At 37.7% G+C, this 16,024-nt stretch carries 20 protein-coding genes and 1 pseudogene; 17 read left to right on the forward strand and 4 right to left on the reverse strand.

Going from position 1 to position 16,024, the window contains the following annotated elements; all coding sequences use genetic code 11:
- Positions 1-6: 6 nt before the first annotated feature.
- The 3 genes from mqnP to SAR02S_RS00905 are packed head-to-tail and all read left to right on the forward strand — an operon-like array spanning position 7 to position 1,914.
- Positions 7-876 carry a menaquinone biosynthesis prenyltransferase MqnP gene (gene mqnP / locus SAR02S_RS00895; RefSeq protein ID WP_041956054.1) on the forward strand — a complete coding sequence of 290 codons (870 nt, stop codon included), beginning with the start codon at positions 7-9 and terminating at the stop codon, positions 874-876.
- A gap of 2 nt (positions 877-878) precedes the next feature.
- Positions 879-1,409, forward strand: a complete 531-nt coding sequence (locus tag SAR02S_RS00900) for a hypothetical protein (protein ID WP_041956056.1) — start codon at positions 879-881, stop codon at positions 1,407-1,409.
- Positions 1,399-1,914 carry a DUF6115 domain-containing protein gene (locus SAR02S_RS00905; protein WP_041956059.1) on the forward strand — a complete coding sequence of 172 codons (516 nt, stop codon included), beginning with the start codon at positions 1,399-1,401 and terminating at the stop codon, positions 1,912-1,914. Before SAR02S_RS00900 ends, SAR02S_RS00905 begins: the two co-directional genes overlap by 11 nt.
- A 50-nt stretch (positions 1,915-1,964) precedes the next feature.
- Here the strand turns inward: SAR02S_RS00905 and SAR02S_RS13710 are convergent, their stop codons facing one another.
- The 3 genes and pseudogenes from SAR02S_RS13710 to SAR02S_RS00915 form a co-directional block, all read right to left on the reverse strand.
- Positions 1,965-2,420, reverse strand: a complete 456-nt coding sequence (locus SAR02S_RS13710; RefSeq protein ID WP_439645570.1) for a CZB domain-containing protein — start codon at positions 2,418-2,420, stop codon at positions 1,965-1,967.
- Positions 2,406-2,687: pseudogene (locus SAR02S_RS13715) on the reverse strand (methyl-accepting chemotaxis protein); the annotation flags it as partial. The pseudogene SAR02S_RS13715 and the gene SAR02S_RS13710, both read right to left, overlap by 15 nt.
- A 691-nt stretch (positions 2,688-3,378) precedes the next feature.
- Complete coding sequence (locus SAR02S_RS00915) at positions 3,379-3,891, reverse strand: PAS domain-containing protein (RefSeq protein ID WP_041956061.1); 513 nt, start codon at positions 3,889-3,891, stop codon at positions 3,379-3,381.
- Between the two features lie 149 nt (positions 3,892-4,040).
- Between SAR02S_RS00915 and moaA the strand changes: the two genes are divergently transcribed.
- Positions 4,041-5,009 (forward strand): GTP 3',8-cyclase MoaA, encoded by a 969-nt coding sequence (moaA, locus tag SAR02S_RS00920; RefSeq protein ID WP_041956063.1) that lies wholly within the window; start codon positions 4,041-4,043, stop codon positions 5,007-5,009.
- Here moaA and SAR02S_RS00925 read toward each other — a convergent pair.
- Positions 4,991-6,145: a molybdopterin molybdotransferase MoeA gene (locus SAR02S_RS00925; protein WP_041956066.1), complete on the reverse strand. Its 1,155-nt coding sequence runs from the start codon at positions 6,143-6,145 to the stop codon at positions 4,991-4,993. The genes moaA and SAR02S_RS00925 overlap by 19 nt on opposite strands.
- Positions 6,146-6,225: 80 nt before the next feature.
- On the opposite strand from SAR02S_RS00925, the gene SAR02S_RS00930 reads away from it, so the two are divergent.
- The 13 genes from SAR02S_RS00930 (at position 6,226) to dapB (ending at position 16,007) form a co-directional block, all read left to right on the forward strand.
- Positions 6,226-6,636 (forward strand): hypothetical protein, encoded by a 411-nt coding sequence (locus tag SAR02S_RS00930; RefSeq protein WP_041956068.1) that lies wholly within the window; start codon positions 6,226-6,228, stop codon positions 6,634-6,636.
- Position 6,637: 1 nt separating this feature from the next.
- A complete protein-coding gene (locus SAR02S_RS00935) occupies positions 6,638-7,306 on the forward strand; it encodes a 16S rRNA (uracil(1498)-N(3))-methyltransferase (RefSeq protein ID WP_041956071.1) in 669 nt (222 codons plus the stop codon).
- 97 nt (positions 7,307-7,403) lie between these two features.
- Entirely contained in the window at positions 7,404-7,604 is a 201-nt protein-coding gene (rpmE, locus tag SAR02S_RS00940; RefSeq protein WP_041956074.1) for a 50S ribosomal protein L31, read from the forward strand.
- A gap of 12 nt (positions 7,605-7,616) precedes the next feature.
- Positions 7,617-8,429 (forward strand): 16S rRNA (cytidine(1402)-2'-O)-methyltransferase, encoded by an 813-nt coding sequence (gene rsmI / locus SAR02S_RS00945; RefSeq protein WP_041956076.1) that lies wholly within the window; start codon positions 7,617-7,619, stop codon positions 8,427-8,429.
- Between the two features lie 91 nt (positions 8,430-8,520).
- Positions 8,521-9,204, forward strand: a complete 684-nt coding sequence (gene rlmB / locus SAR02S_RS00950) for a 23S rRNA (guanosine(2251)-2'-O)-methyltransferase RlmB (protein ID WP_041956077.1) — start codon at positions 8,521-8,523, stop codon at positions 9,202-9,204.
- Positions 9,197-10,123 carry a hypothetical protein gene (locus tag SAR02S_RS00955; RefSeq protein WP_041956078.1) on the forward strand — a complete coding sequence of 309 codons (927 nt, stop codon included), beginning with the start codon at positions 9,197-9,199 and terminating at the stop codon, positions 10,121-10,123. The genes rlmB and SAR02S_RS00955 overlap by 8 nt, the downstream gene beginning before the upstream one ends.
- Entirely contained in the window at positions 10,120-10,935 is an 816-nt protein-coding gene (locus SAR02S_RS00960) for a hypothetical protein (RefSeq protein WP_041956079.1), read from the forward strand. Before SAR02S_RS00955 ends, SAR02S_RS00960 begins: the two co-directional genes overlap by 4 nt.
- A 14-nt stretch (positions 10,936-10,949) precedes the next feature.
- Complete coding sequence (locus SAR02S_RS00965) at positions 10,950-12,161, forward strand: LL-diaminopimelate aminotransferase (RefSeq protein ID WP_041956081.1); 1,212 nt, start codon at positions 10,950-10,952, stop codon at positions 12,159-12,161.
- A 5-nt stretch (positions 12,162-12,166) separates the two neighbouring features.
- Positions 12,167-13,438, forward strand: coding sequence for a homoserine dehydrogenase (locus tag SAR02S_RS00970; protein ID WP_041956083.1), 1,272 nt, complete (start codon positions 12,167-12,169; stop codon positions 13,436-13,438).
- Positions 13,438-13,764, forward strand: coding sequence for a YraN family protein (locus tag SAR02S_RS00975; protein WP_041956085.1), 327 nt, complete (start codon positions 13,438-13,440; stop codon positions 13,762-13,764). Before SAR02S_RS00970 ends, SAR02S_RS00975 begins: the two co-directional genes overlap by 1 nt.
- An 85-nt stretch (positions 13,765-13,849) precedes the next feature.
- Complete coding sequence (trxA, locus tag SAR02S_RS00980) at positions 13,850-14,167, forward strand: thioredoxin (protein ID WP_039671931.1); 318 nt, start codon at positions 13,850-13,852, stop codon at positions 14,165-14,167.
- A gap of 121 nt (positions 14,168-14,288) precedes the next feature.
- Positions 14,289-15,221 carry a thioredoxin-disulfide reductase gene (trxB, locus tag SAR02S_RS00985; protein ID WP_041956088.1) on the forward strand — a complete coding sequence of 311 codons (933 nt, stop codon included), beginning with the start codon at positions 14,289-14,291 and terminating at the stop codon, positions 15,219-15,221.
- 18 nt (positions 15,222-15,239) lie between these two features.
- On the forward strand, positions 15,240-16,007 hold the full coding sequence (dapB, locus tag SAR02S_RS00990) for a 4-hydroxy-tetrahydrodipicolinate reductase (RefSeq protein WP_041956090.1): 768 nt from the start codon (positions 15,240-15,242) through the stop codon (positions 16,005-16,007).
- Positions 16,008-16,024 lie beyond the last annotated feature (17 nt).

Raw genomic sequence — 16,024 nt, forward strand, 5'->3', positions numbered from 1 at the left:
TTAGTATTGCAACAACTCTGGTTAAAACTCAAAGATATTAGTGATTTAATTGTTTTTAAACACTCTGTTTTCGCACTCCCCTTTATTTTTGTAGCAATGATTGTTTCTTCTAAAGCGCAGAGTGACACAATGTGGTTTGGATTTAAACTTTTAATTCTAGGGCTTTTAGCAGCAGTGAGTGCGCGTAATTTTGCGATGGCATTTAACCGTTACGCTGATCGTGACATTGATAAATACAACCCAAGAACGGCAAGTCGCCCCAGTGTTGATGGCAGAATTGGTACTACCAATATGCAGCTTTTTATTGCACTGAATGCTCTTGTTTTTATTGTAGTGGCTTATATGATTAATGATCTTGCTTTTTACCTCAGTGTGCCTATTTTGATTATCTTAGGTGGCTATTCACTCTTTAAACGCTTTTCACCGTATGCACACTTGGTGCTTGGTGTTTCGCTAGGACTTGCTCCCATAGCGGGTGTTGTTGCGGTGCAAGAGTCCATTCCTATGTGGGCAGTGTTGCTTTCTATTGGCGTTATGTACTGGGTTGCAGGTTTTGATCTTCTGTATTCGCTTCAAGATATGGAGTATGATAAGGCCAATGGACTTTTTTCTATACCATCTCGTTTTGGACAAGATGCAACTTTTTTTATCTCGCGCCTTTTTCATGCCCAAACAGTTTTGTTTTGGTTACTTTTTGTGTTCAGCGCAGGGCTTGGTTTTTTTGCGTATGTCGGCGTTTTAGTTTCAGCGGTGGTACTCTTTTTTGAACACCGTATTGTACTCAAAGATTTTTCCAAAATTGATCGCGCTTTCTTTACACTCAATGGCTATTTAGGTGTTATATTTTTTGCACTCATCTTTTTAGATAGGATTTGAGAATGGAAGATATTCGTTTTGTTACAGCATTTTTAAAAATCGCTTATGAGCCTAGTAGCTTAGAAAATACAACTTTTATCCAAGAGTACTATGCCCTTTTACAGCTAAATGATGATCCTTTGGGGCTATGGCTAAAGTCTCCTAAGATTCGTAAAGAGTCTGAGCAGAGCGACCACGTTCTGTTAACACTTTTGATTGAGCTACACCGTAAAATAGACAAATTAACCCATTTAGTGACCAGCGATGAGCCTTTATATTTGCTTTTGGAAGTGCAGGGCAATTTGAAGGCAATTGGGCATGGGTACATTGAGTTTGACGCGCATGTTTTAAAACCGAATGAAAGTTATTATGCAAGAATTGACATGCCAACGTTTCCAAGACGTCAAATGCCAATCTTTTTTGAAGCTGTAAACGAAAGTGTTGGAAAAATTGTGATGATGCATGAAGATGATGAACAAGACTGGAGCGCCTATATGGTTGCGTGTGAGCGTGTGATGATACGCCAAATGAAAGGAAGTCAAAGTGAGTATTGAAACACTAGCTTTTATTGCGTTAGCGGCCCTTGTAATTATCATCTTTTTGATGGTTTATATTCGCGATGTTGAGGTGAATAAAAAACTGCTTATTTATGAGAAAAGTATTGAAGAGCTCAACTACCAAAATCATGTGCTCAATAAAACATTAAATGAATTCACAGCAACTCCAAAAGAACCTACATTAGACCCTAAAGCACTTGAAACTAAAATACTAGGGCATGTTAAAGATGAGATTCATCAAAGTGTTTTGCCTCTTCTAGGTTCTCTTAAAGATGTTGAAAAAATTATGCAAAATTTTCGCGATGAGCAAAGCTCACGCATTGATCGTTTAGAAAGCCGTACCAAAGAGATGAGTTTTTCTTCCTCTTCGCCTTCAACTTCTAATGAAAAAGTGATTATTTCTCAATATGCTAAAGGTAAAAATGAAGCAGAAATTGCAAAAGATTTGCGAATTGGTATTGGAGAAGTGGATTTAGTATTAAAGCTGGCTAATTTAAAATAGCTCTTTACATGTAAAATTGAGTTTACATGTAAAGAGTTTTACAGATACGCTTACCTTCGTCCTGAGCGGCACTCTGAAGCAGATTCTTGGATCATTGCGTCCATTAAACTAAAGAGTGTTGTGCTCGCATTTTCCATCTTTTTGAAGTTGTTAATAAAGAGGGAAATTGTATTAACATTGTAGCCATGTTGTAGCTCTTGCATATTCTCAGTAACAGATTGGTGAACAACTTTATGAGGTTCCCCAAGCAATACGTATGATTTTGTCTTACCAAAACGTTCTTGCGTTGCAGGATCTTGATACCATTTACCCAGCCTACAGTTTTCATGATCCGTAAACTTAGCATCAGTTTTTTCATTAAGAACAGCCGAATAAGCATTGGTTTTATGGACAATATGGTCAATTTTAGCAAGGATGGTGAAGATTTTGTTTTCCAGTTTGAAAGAGATATCTGCGGTATCATTAGCATCTGTATTAAAGGCACGCAGTGCATCTTCAAAGTGAATGACATTTTCACCGCTTGTGTTGGCAATCACACTAATACGATCAGAATTGGAGTGAATACCATTGGTCTCTTGTTGCAAAGTTTGAATGGTTATAGCAATCTCTTGCGTTGCTTTTTGGGTACGTTCAGCCAATTTTCGTACTTCATCCGCAACAACAGCAAAGCCTCGGCCATGTTCACCTGCACGCGCTGCTTCAATAGCGGCATTAAGAGCTAAAAGATTGGTTTGATCGGCAATATCTTTGATGAGGTTCACCACGGAAGAGATCTCAGAAGTGCGTTCACTCAGAGAATTAATGGCTTCATTTGTACTATTTAAAAGTTCCAATAATTCTTGAATGCCTGAGGAGAGTTCGATAACAGTCTTTAAACTTTCATTGGATTTTTCAGCGGTCATATTGGAAACGTCTGTAATTTGTAACATCTCTTGGATACTGTTAGAGAGATCTTGTTGAATACTCAGCACGCCATTATTGCCGTTGCCTAGATCGGAAAATGCAGAAGAGAGCATGCCTCTCGCTTTACCTTTTTCTCCTTCGGAAATACCTTTAACTCCTTCAGAGAGATAACGGGCATTAATAGCAAATAGTCCACGAAAACCTTCATTAAAAATATTGCGGTATGTTTTTCCTTGACTTGCTGACTCGATGGACGTTTTTGTTTCTCGCATCAAGGCTTCCATTTGATCTAAAAGATCATTGATAGCATACGCTACTTCACCCATTGGTTTATGCGGATCGACATTGACAATGCGTGGTTCTAAGTTACCTTTAGCAGCTTCTTTAACAACATTGAGTACTTTCTCATATATTTCAGTATCGCATTGCATAGTCTTGCGACTGCCAAAAAAAGAGCCAACACCAACGCCTAGGAGTAATCCTGAGGTAGTAAAACTCTCCGTAAAACCACCATAGTAAGCCCCGATTGTGATAAAAAGAAGAAGCGTTAGAAAAACGAGTTTATAATCGCTGCAACGTGTTAGAAAGTTCTTCATAACTCACTCCTTTTTCATTAAGTAGATTGGTAAGATAGGCAAAAGAAGCGTCCATGCCTCCCGTTTTTTCAAGTTCTAAAAGTTTTGCATACAGAGGTTGGATAACCTCTAGTGCTTTAGGATTTGCTTTACGTCTAACAGAATAGTATCCGATAATTTTTCCTGTTTGATCAGTTGAAGCCGTGACATTGGCATATACCCAGTAGTGACCACCATCAAAGCTGAGGTTTTTGACATAGGCAAAAATTTCTTCTTTGTTTTTGACTTTATCCCATAAGAGTTTGAAGATAATACGTGGCATATCAGGATGCCTAATAATGTTATGGGGCTTGCCAAGGATCTCTTGCTCGCTCGCACCTACGATCTTGATGAAAGGTTCATTGCAATAAGTGATTTTGCCTTGAGTGTCTGTTTTAGAAACCAAAAACGCATCTGCACTTACACTGTGTTCCTTATTATTAGGGATAGGCTTTTGCATTCCTAATACTCCTTATAAAGAAAAATGTCACGTATTCTAGCCCAATTCTTTTTAGAGAGAGCTTCAAATTTCTGATAACCACTTTCAGCAATCTATATTGTTGATATTTATGTATAATAACCTCCGCATTAAAGCAACAAGGAACAAGAATGTTAGTGGATGGATTTGGAAGAAACGTCACTTATCTAAGGGTTTCAGTGACTGAACGATGTAATTTTAGATGTCAATATTGTATGCCTGAAAAGCCTTTTTCTTGGGTGCCCAAAGAGAATTTACTCAATTTTGAAGAGCTATTTTTATTTATTAAAGTGGCAATTGATGAGGGAATTACCAAGATTAGAATTACAGGTGGAGAACCTCTTCTTCGAACGGATCTGGATAAATTTATTGCTATGATTAATAATCATAAAAGTGGACTCGATCTAGCCCTTACGACCAATGGTTTTTTACTCAAAGATGCAGCCCAAAAACTCAAAGATGCAGGACTCCAACGCGTCAATATTTCTCTGGATAGCCTCAAGCCTGATGTTGCAGGAAAAATGGCACAAAAAGATGTTTTAGCCAAAGTGCAAGCAGGTATTGAAGAAGCACTGCGTGTTGGGTTAAAAGTCAAAATAAATATGGTGCCTATTAAAGGCATTAACGCGGATGAAGTTTTAGATGTGTTGGAGTATGCCAAAGCGCGTGGGATGTCGATTCGTTTTATCGAGTACATGGAAAACACCCATGCAAAAGAGCAACTTAAAGGTTTAAGTGGACAAGAAGTCCAAGAGATGATTGCTCAAAAATACCATTTCAAAGAGATAGGACGTGTAGGCCCAAGCCCTGCTCACCTCTTTGAGTTTGATGATGGTTATATCTTTGGGATCATTGACCCACACAAGCACGATTTTTGTGAAGACTGTAATCGTATTCGACTCACAGCGGAAGGCATGTTGATTCCGTGTCTTTACTTTGATGAAGCGATGAGCATCAAAGATGCGGTTCATAAAGGTGATGTCGCTGGAGCTGCAGAGATTTTAAAAGAAGTGCTACGCAACAAACCTGAGAAAAATAAATGGAGCGATGATGATCAAAATGAGACTTCTTCTCGCGCCTTTTACGAAACGGGTGGGTGAGTAAAGTAGAAGAAGGGAATCTCTTCCCCTTCTTCGATCACTTCTTTATCTTCGACGAGTGTGTAACCGTTGCATTTACTGAGTATGTTAAGCCTTCCTGCCTCATAATAGGGAGCATTTACAAAGCTCCTCCCATCACTGTATCCGGGTATAGCACTCATGCAATTATCTTTACATGTAATGCGTTTTTGATTGATACAGGTAATAAAATCAGGAATAATGCAGAGCTGATGCGATAAATGTCTCATCAATGGAACACCAATCATCTCAAAACCCAACATACACCCCAGTGGAAGTCCCGGAAGATGTAAAATAGGCTTGTTTTCAAACAAGGTCAGAGCACTTGGTTTTGCGGGTGCAATACGCACATGATGAAAAAGAGGTGTCACTATTTTTGTCTCTAATAAATGGCGCATGGCATCATGACGACTGAGTGCACCTGTCGTAATCACGCAGTCTGCTTTTTGAATTAAGCGTTTTAATTTCTCTAAAATTTTTGCTTCATCTTCTTCACAAATAACAATTTCATCCACTTTCCCACCCAATTCAATGACACGTGCAGCTAAGCTCATCGCATTGGAGTTGTGAATTTCACCCGTTGCGAGCTGTGTACCAATACTTAAAATACTGATGGTTAGTTTTTGAAATGCTTTGACATTTGAAATACCTTGTGAAGAGAGCGCTGTAATTTTTTGTGCACTGATACGCTCACATTTTTTAAGCAGTAACTCACCTTTTTCGATATCTTCTCCTTCCTTTTTAACGTGCTGAGCTTGCGTTACATGTAAAGGAATTTTGATGCTATCTTCTCTCTCAAAAAGAACATCTTCTTCGGCTATGATCGTATCTGCCCCCTGTGGGATACTCTCTCCCGTAGAGAGCCTTATACCATACCCTAAAGGAATAGTTGTAGGGTAGGGAGGATTAAGGAGCGTGTACATAACGGTATTGGGCTCAAACGCAATGCCATAACCCTCTTTGAGGCTCATAGGATGTTTTGGGAGTGCAAATTTTGCGTAAACATCGCTGCTTGCGATGCGATTGATTGCTTTTAAAAGAGGTAATGTTTGGGTTACATGTAAAGGTTTAATTTGCGTTTGAATAATTTGAAGCGCTTCGTGATAAGAAATAGGCATGGCTTAACCTTATGATTTATGGGTTATATTATACTAAAATGGGTAAAATCTGAGATTATTTTTCTGAAGGATTTTTCATTATGGAAGAACTGATACAATTATCGAGCCAACTGCATTTAGTTTTTATTATTCTTTTGGTCGTATTAATCGCGCTTAATCTTTATTTGTTAAAAAGTGACAAAACATTCCTTAAACTCTCAAAAAGACTTGAACTCATTGCTCCACAGTACTACATCGTACTCTCCGCCATTTTTTTTACAGGTATTATCGTTATGGCAGTGCGCCAATTTACCTTCTCATTTTCGGTTTGGCTGATGATTCTTGTTTGGCTAATGATTGTAGCTTTTGGTATCAGAGGGCATAAAATGTATAAAAAAATAGAGCGAACCGAAGAGTCTCAAAGTGCTTATAAACGGTATGCTATCAAAAAATACAGTCTGGACTTGTTAGCATTGATTGCTACAAGCGCACTTTTTTATATGGTGCATTAAAATGCAGTTTGTTTATCACTCAAGTGCTGGTATTCAAACACTCAGCGTGGATACCAGAGAGTACGAGCATATTTTTAAAGTACGTCGCATTGGTGTTGGAGAGAAGCTTCATTGGCGAAATCTTGAAGATGCGTTTGTGTATGAGTATGAAATTTCTCAGATTGGTAAAAAAGAGGCTCTTTTAGAGTTGATTGGTAAAAAAGAGTTACCACTCCTTCCTTCAAAAATTTTACATGTAGGCTGGAGTATTATAGATCCTAAGATCATTGAAAAGACGTTACCGATGCTGAATGAGCTAGGTGTTTCTAAAATCAGTTTTGTGTATGCCGAATTTTCACAAAAAGGGCATAAGCTTGATTTGGAACGTATCAAACGTATTTTGATTAACTCTTCCCAACAATGTGGTCGAAGTTTACTGATGCACATAGAAGTGCTTCCTACGCTTCAAACCTACCTTGAAGCCTATCCTAAAACCCATGTATTGGACTTTTCAGAGGCAAAATTGAGTGAGTGTGAAGCAGTAACATCAATCTTGATCGGACCAGAAGGTGGGTTTAGCAAGAAAGAGCGAACATTGCTTCAAAAGCAGTCCATTGTAGGTCTTACATGTAACACAATTTTACGAAGTGAAACGGCTGTCGTTGCTGTAGCCTCCAAAATATTGGCATGACTTGAAATAATGAATCTTTTGTGCTATAATTTGCACCCTTTGGCAAGACGTGCCAAATAATAGATTTTATTTTTATGAATAATTAAGGAAAAACATTATGAAAAAAGATATTCATCCTGAATATGTACCGTGCGTTGTAACTTGTGCATGTGGAAATAGTTTCGAGACTATGTCTAACAAAGCAGAGTTAAGAATCGATATTTGCAGTTCATGTCATCCATTCTTCACGGGCAGTGAGAAGATCGTTGATGCTGCTGGTCGTGTTGAGAAATTTAAGAAAAAATATAGCTTAAATTAGTTCTTAAAACCATTGATCTATTTCATTCCTACCCCAATAGGAAACTTAGATGACATCTCAGTTAGAAGCCTTAAACTTCTAGCTGAGTGTAAAACTCTTTTCTGCGAAGATACGCGAATCACTAAAAGACTTCTCACCCTTCTTGCTCAACGACATCATTTAGAATTCCAAGCCAAAAACTTTATCTCCATGCATTCGCATAATGAAAATGCCGTTTTATCAAATATTGATAAAAAAGTCTTTGAAGAGACAGTAGGGTATTTAAGTGATGCTGGAATGCCAGGAATTAGTGATCCCGGAAGTGCACTAGTTCGTTTTTGCCAAGAAAACAGTCTTCCTTACGAAATTCTCCCTGGTGCAAATGCAGCACTGCTTGCCTATGTCACGAGTGGCATTGAAACGCATCAATTTTTATTCTATGGCTTTTTATCACATAAGGGGATGGATCGTCAAAATGAACTTTTTGAAGCATTAAATTCTCCTTACGCTGTTATCCTTTATGAATCCCCTCATCGTATTGAAAAATTAATTGAAGAGTTGGCCGAGTTTGCACCACATCGTCAAATATTTGCGATCAAAGAGGCCACTAAACTGTATGAAAAACGCTTTTTAGGCACATCTTTAGAAGTTCAGCACGCATCGAAAACAGCTAACCTCAAAGGAGAGTGGGTCGTTGTGATTACTCCTGAAATAAAGCACGGTGGTGAAGCGATTACCAAAGAGGATTTGATAGGGCTTGATCTTCCTCCAAAACAAAAAGCGAAGCTACTTTCTAAACTTACAGGAGAGAGCATCAAAGATTGGTACACCAAACTTCAAAATTAATGTCTCTATTTTGTTACATGTAAGCGCCTAAAAAGAATGTTTTACATGTAAGCTAGTATTATTTTAAGCCAGTTTGGATACAATAATTGTCATGATAATCTATGGAAAACAACTATTTTTACATCTGTTAAATCACTATCCTTCAAGGATTGAGACGGTATTCTTACCTAAAAAATGTGACCCTAAACTTTTCTCACAAATTGCACGTGCAACGCAAAAGATTTGCACGATTGATGAGCGCAAAGCACAAGCGATGTGTCATGGAGGAAACCACCAAGGTTTTATTGCTGAGATTAAGGATCTTGAACTCACCCCCTTCAATGAAATAAAACATGGCTCTTTTTTAGTGATCTTGGATGAAGTAACAGATGTGGGAAATATCGGTGCGATTATACGTAGTGCCTATGCTTTTGGAGCGGATGGCTTAATCCTCAGTGGAATGAAAACCTGCAATTTAGAAGCAATTTTACGCACGAGCAGTGCAGCTGCATTCGAATTGCCGATTGCTTTATGCCCTTCAACTCGAGATATGCTCAATGAACTTAAACAAATTGGATTTACACTCTATGGCGCAGACATGGGTGGTGTGGATGTCAAAGAAGTCATATTTGCACCTAAACGCGCTTTGATTATGGGAAGTGAAGGCAAGGGATTGTCTCCAAAAGTAAAAGAGCGATTGGATACGATTGTATCAATCAAAATGGCAAGAGCGTTTGACTCTTTAAACGTGAGTGCAGCAGCAGCTGTACTATGTGATAGGATTGCCAATGGATAATGATATCAGAGTATTGGAAAAGATTGGTTTGCAAGAAGTCTGTAAAAGGACTCATATTGAAGTAAAACAACTAGAGTACATGATCAATAATCAATATGACAAGCTCAATAAAATTAATACGTTAGGTTTTGTTAAAATTTTATCCAGAGAATACAAGCTTGATTTAACCGATTGGCTTGAAGGATTTTATGACTACTGGGCTGAGCATAAAGCTGAAGAAGATTCTCACAAAGAGAAGATATTTATTCGTGCAAAAAGCGATCGTCCGTATAAAAAAGGGGCATGGCTTTTCTTACTGATCTTTTTAATCGCAGGTATTTTTGGTATTTTTTCCATCTTTAAAGTCGAAATAAATTTTGATATTATGGCTCTTTTAGATAAAGCTAGAATGGAAACAAGTCAAGTTAGTGCTTTTCAAAGTGCGCCCGTTGTACAAGAAACAGCAACTTCATTGGGTGTTAAAGTAGAAGAGCGTGTGATTGAAACCAACAGTAGCAATAGTACAGTACAAGCGGTTGTTGTGAGTATCGATGAAAACTTAACACGAAAAGCAGAGTCCAATGATACAAATAGTACGGTTTCTGCTCCTATCCCAACGCTTCCTGAAAGCAATACACAATTAGTAAACAATGTTCCTAAAAACAGTGCAATTCTTGCACCTACTAAACGTATTTGGGTAGGTTTTATTAATTTGGAAACCTTTAATCGTAAAGAGAGTTCGAGTGACCAAAATATTACGATTGATTTAAATAAGCGTCAGATTATTAAAACAGGAAATGGCTTCTTTAAACTCTCTTACGATGGGAGTGTAGAAGATTTTACAGAACAAGGATCGACTCGTTTCTTAGTAGAAAATGGTACGATTAAAAAAATCTCTGATGAGAAATTTGTAGAGCTTAATAGAGGCAAAAACTGGTGAAAAAGCTACTTCTAATTCTAACCCTTTCACTCTCTTTATTTGGTGCACAATCACTTCAAGAGAAGATTAGAAGTTTTGTAGGACCCACAAAATATGAAACGCAAAAAAATCTGATACAAGTACTTTTTGCACAAAGTAGCAACTTCACGAAACCTAATGGGGAAGTTGATAGCGTTAAAGTGATTGCGGTACTGAAAAAAAATGGTTTACTTCAGCTTTTGTATGATAAACCCATACAATTACGCTTAGCGTTTCGTACGCAACATGATCCACTTATTTTTCTTAAAATTGTGAATGAATCTTTAGAAGCAATGGGATATAACTACTTTTTAACGAATAATGCATTACGTGATAGTGCAGGTTTTGTTTGGGAAATTTACCTTCAGACAGAACATATTGTCGATCCCGAAGCCTTTGCAAATGCCCTTGAGGCTAGAGGATGCACTATAACAAATATTGTTAAAAATGATGACAATTACTGGTTTTACGACATTAATTCCGATAATGCTTACTTAGGTGCCAAAAAAGTAGAAAGCGGTGTAACAACGCCACTTGGTAAACCTTTGAAGCCCTATTGGATTGATGTTAAAAACCTGAAAGAGATAACAGTAACGGTTCATTCGGGTGATCGCTGGTTCCCCGATGTTGTATTCTTTGATGAAAATTTACATCTACTCAGTGATGTTAAATCCGAAGAATCGACACGAACACTAAAATTAAAAGTACCAAGTAATGCCGCTTATTTGAAAATTAGCGATGCATTTATGCTTGAGAATATAAAGCATGGATTATCTTTACATGTAAAAGAGTAAAAGAGGAGAAAGATATGTTTGATGAGATTAGATTTAATACAATTGATAGGTTACCTGGGTATGTTTTTGCCGAAATTAATGAGATAAAATTAGCAGCTCGCCATGCAGGTGATGATATTATTGACTTTTCAATGGGTAACCCAGATGGTAGAACGCCGCAGCATATTATTGATAAACTAGTAGAGTCTGCTCAAAAAGATGGCACACATGGCTATTCTGTGAGTAAGGGAATTTTTAAACTTCGTTTAGCGATTTGTAATTGGTATGCACGCAAATATGGAGTTACACTTGATCCAAACACTGAAGCTGTAGCAACCCTTGGTAGTAAAGAAGGTTTTGTACATTTAGCTCAAGCTATTATGAATCCAGGTGATGTGGCCGTTGTTCCAGATCCTGCCTATCCAATTCATGCGTACGCTTTTATGATTGCAGGTGGAAATGTTCATAAATTTGGAATTGATTATAATGAAAAATATGAACTTGATAAAGAGCAATTTTTTACAAAACTGAAAAAAGTATTTAAAGAATCAGCTCCCAAACCAAAATTTGTTGTGGTTAACTTCCCACACAATCCAACCTGTGTTACAACCGATGTTGCTTTTTACGAAGAGTTGGTTGCGTATGCTAAAGAAGAGCGCTTTTACATTATCAGTGATATTGCTTATGCGGATCTCTCTTTTGATGGCTATGAAACACCTTCCATTTTCCAAGTGGAGGGTGCTAAAGATGTAGCGGTTGAGTGCTATACGCTCTCTAAAAGTTACAATATGGCAGGCTGGCGTGTTGGCTTTGTTGTAGGCAATAAAAAATTGGTTGGAGCACTTCAAAAGATTAAATCATGGTTTGATTATGGTATGTTTACCCCAATTCAAGTTGCTTCTACTATTGCGTTAGACGGACCACAAGAGTGTGTGGATGAAATCAGAGAAAAATACCGTAAACGTCGTGACGTATTGGTTGAGAGTTTCAATAATGCTGGTTGGCCAATGGAAAAACCGCAATCAACGATGTTTGTATGGGCAAAAATTCCTAAAGTTGCTGAGCATTTAGGCAGTATGGAGTTTGCAAAACAGCTCTTAAAAGAGGCAAAAATTGCAGTAAGCCCTGGTATTGGTTTTGGCGAAAGTGGCGAAGGCTATGTCAGAATCGCACTGATTGAAAATGAGAATAGAATCCGTCAAGCCGCTCGAAATGTGAAGAAGTATTTAAAGAGTTTAGAAGGTTAAAAAGTATGATAAAAGTTGGAATTATTGGCGTTGGAACCGTTGGAAGCCATGTTGTTAAAATTTTACAAGAGAATGAAGATATTATTACCGCACGCAGTGGCAAAAAAATTGTTCCTATTATGGGTATCGTTCGAGATACAACAAAAAAGAGGGATGTCAATATCCCTCTAAGCGCAAACGTTGATGATGTTTTAGAAAATCCTGAAGTCGATGTTGTGGTTGAGTTAATGGGTGGTGTGGATGAAGCCTATAAAATTGTAACCCGCGCTCTTAAAAATAAAAAAGCCGTTGTCACAGCCAATAAAGCACTTTTAGCATACCACCGCTATGAATTACGTGATCTCGCAGGTTCAACTCCAATTGGTTATGAAGCCAGTGTTGCAGGTGGAATCCCCATTATTAAAGCGCTTCGTGAAGGCCTAAGTGCCAATCATATTGACGCTATTAAAGGCATCATGAATGGTACGTGTAATTTTATTTTAACCAAGATGATGAATGAAAATGCAGAATTTGCTGATGTACTCAAAGAAGCTCAAGATCTAGGCTATGCAGAAGCAGACCCAACGTTTGATGTGGGCGGATTTGATGCAGCTCACAAATTGCTGATTTTGGCAAGTATTGCGTATGGAATTGATGTGAAGCCTGAAGAGATTTTGATCGAAGGTATTGAACACATCAATAGTGAAGATATCTATTTTGCCAAAGAGTTTGGGTATAACATTAAATTATTAACAATTGCTAAAAAAAGCGGCGATCAAGTGGAGCTTCGTGTTCATCCTGCTTTAGTTCCAATCAAACAGATGATTGCCAAAGTGGATGGCGTTATGAACGGCATCAGCGTAATTGGAGATCGTGTGGGTGAAACGATGTATTATGGACCGGGTGCTGGTGGAAGTGCTACAGCAAGCGCTGTTGTCTCAGATCTTATTGACATTGCACGCCATACACAAAATTCACCAATGCTTGGATTTATCAAGCCTCTTGAAAAAAGTGGTTTGACATTGATGAATAGAGATGACATTTGCACACAGTATTATATTCGTGTTACGGTAGCTGATAAAATAGGTGTTCTCTCAAAAATATCAGAAATTTTGGGGAAACATTCTATCTCTATTAGTAGCTTTTTACAAAAACAAGATGCTAAGAGAGAAGAGAGTGCCGTATTGCTCTTTTCAACGCATACATGTAAAGAGAGCGATATTCAAAAAGCACTCAAAGAGCTTAGCAGTTTGGAGTTTGTCGAACTTAAGCCTGCAATGATACGCATCGAGTCATAATGAGCCTAGAAGTAGGTAAAGAGGCTGAAGAAAAGGCCTCTTCCTATCTTAAAAAGGAAGGCTACACCATTCTTACTCGCAATTTTTACTCTAAATTTGGTGAGATAGATATCGTTGCTTTTAAAGACAATATTCTCTATTTTTGTGAAGTTAAATTTTCAAAACACTATGACCCCATTACGCGCATTACACCTTCAAAAATGGCTAAAATCATTAAAACCATCAATTATTATTTCCTAATTCATCCGTGCTCATATGATTATCAAATTGATGCTATCTTAGTAATGCCAGAGAAAATTGAAATAATAAAAAATATTAGTTACTAAAAAAATAACTTGATGTGCTATGGTAATTTTAAAGTTAGAGTGAGTATAATTGAATATCTATAAAATAACGTTTTAGGGGAAAAAAATGGGAAAATATTTAGAGTTAAATGCATCAAATTTTGATAGTACAGTAGCTGAAGGCGTAGCATTAGTAGACTTTTGGGCACCTTGGTGTGGACCTTGTCGTATGATCGCTCCAGTGATTGATGAATTAGCAGGCGATTTTGATGGTAAAGCAAAAATTTGTAAAGTCAATACCGATGAAGAGCAAGATGTTGCTATTAAATATGGAATTAGATCAATCCCAACAATCCTTTTCTTTAAAAATGGTGAGTTAGTGGACCAAATGATCGGTGCATCATCAAAACAAGTTTTAGCTGATAAAATTAATTCTCTTCTTTAATCAAAATTTCGCAGGGGAGTCGTTAGACTTCCTTGACTACATTACCTCTTTTGGGCTATGAATATAGTTTGTGTATAACAATATGTCATGTGTCAGTCTAAAAAACGATAAGGAAAAAATCATGTTAGATCTAGCAATTATTGGTGGTGGTCCAGCAGGACTAAGTGCCGGATTGTATGCAACACGTGGCGGTTTGAAAAACGTAGTGATGTTTGAAAAAGGTCTTCCGGGAGGACAGATCACCAGCAGTAGTGAAATAGAAAATTATCCAGGAAGCGCAGAGATTTTAAGTGGTTTAGATTTTATGGCACCTTGGTCAGAACAATGTATGCGTTTTGGTCTTAAACATGCGATGGATGAAGTTACTCGTATCTCTAAAAATGCAGATGGTACATTTCAAATTGTTTTAGCAGGTGGCAAAAGTGAGCAGGCTAAAAGCGTGATTGTTTGTACGGGAAGCACTCCTAAGAAAGCTAATTTTGAAGGTGAATCTGAGTTTTTTGGCAAAGGTGTTAGTACGTGCGCCACATGCGATGGATTTTTCTACAAAAATAAAGAGGTTGTGGCACTTGGTGGTGGTGACACTGCTTTAGAAGAGGCACTTTACCTTTCGCATATCTGTTCAAAAGTTTATTTAGTTCACAGACGTGACACCTTTAGAGCAAGTCCAAGTACAATTGAAAAAGTTAAAAATAATCCAAAAATAGAGCTCGTTTTAAATGTAACAGTGAAAAAAGCTTATGGTGATAAAACGGGACTTAATGGCATTATTGTGGTTGATAATGCAGGCAATGAAAGAGACATTGCAGTGCCTGGTGTTTTTGTCTTTGTTGGAATGAATGTTAATAATGCAATTTTAAAACAAGAAGATGGAAGTTTTTTATGTGCAATGGATGAGAATGGCAATGTTATTGTTGACCTGAGCATGCACACATCAATCAAGGGTCTTTTTGCAGCAGGGGACTTAAGAACTAAAGCTTCAAAACAAGTGGTATGTGCTGCAGGCGATGGCGCAACGGCGGGTATCCAAGCACTTGAATATGTTAACCATTAATAAGAAGGAAAATTTAGAATGATACACGTTGGAATCCATGGCTCAACAGGCAGAGTAGGTAGACTACTTATTGATAATCTTCTCAAAGATAAAGAGGCAAAACCGTATGTATTACATGCAATTGAGGATTTTGGATTTACGCCTCCTAAGGATGCAGTGGTTACAGATGATGTAAGTACACTTTTGCAAAAAAGTGATGTTGTTATTGACTTTACAATCTCAATTGGAACCGAAGCTCTTTTAGAAAATGCCCTAAAACATCCAACGCCTTTGGTTATTGGAACAACAGGACTCAATGAGCACCAATACAATCTTTTAAAAGAAGCCGCAAATAATATGCCGATTCTTTACTCTACCAATATGTCTTTAGGGGTAGCCGTTTTGAATCGTTTGGTTGAACTTGCTTCAAAAAGTTTGAGTGATTTTGACATTGAAATCGTTGAGCAACACCATCGTTTTAAAAAAGATGCACCGAGTGGTACAGCTTTAACGCTTGGAGAACACGCTGCTCGTGGGCGTGGTCTTAATTTAGATGATGTTCGTGTCAGTGGGCGTAATGGTCTTATTGGTGAACGTAGTAAAGATGAGATTGCTATAATGGCACTTCGTGGTGGTGACATCGTAGGTCGCCATACGGTAGGATTTTATAATGATGGCGAATTTATTGAGATGAACCATACTGCAACCAGTCGTGATACCTTTGCAAAAGGCGCTATCAAAGCCGCAAAGTGGATCATCAATCAACCTAATGGTCTTTATACAATTAGTGACTGTTTGGGTCTTTAAAAAAAGGTGATATGAAC

Source organism: Sulfurospirillum arsenophilum NBRC 109478 (assembly GCF_000813345.1).
Lineage (GTDB): Bacteria > Campylobacterota > Campylobacteria > Campylobacterales > Sulfurospirillaceae > Sulfurospirillum > Sulfurospirillum arsenophilum.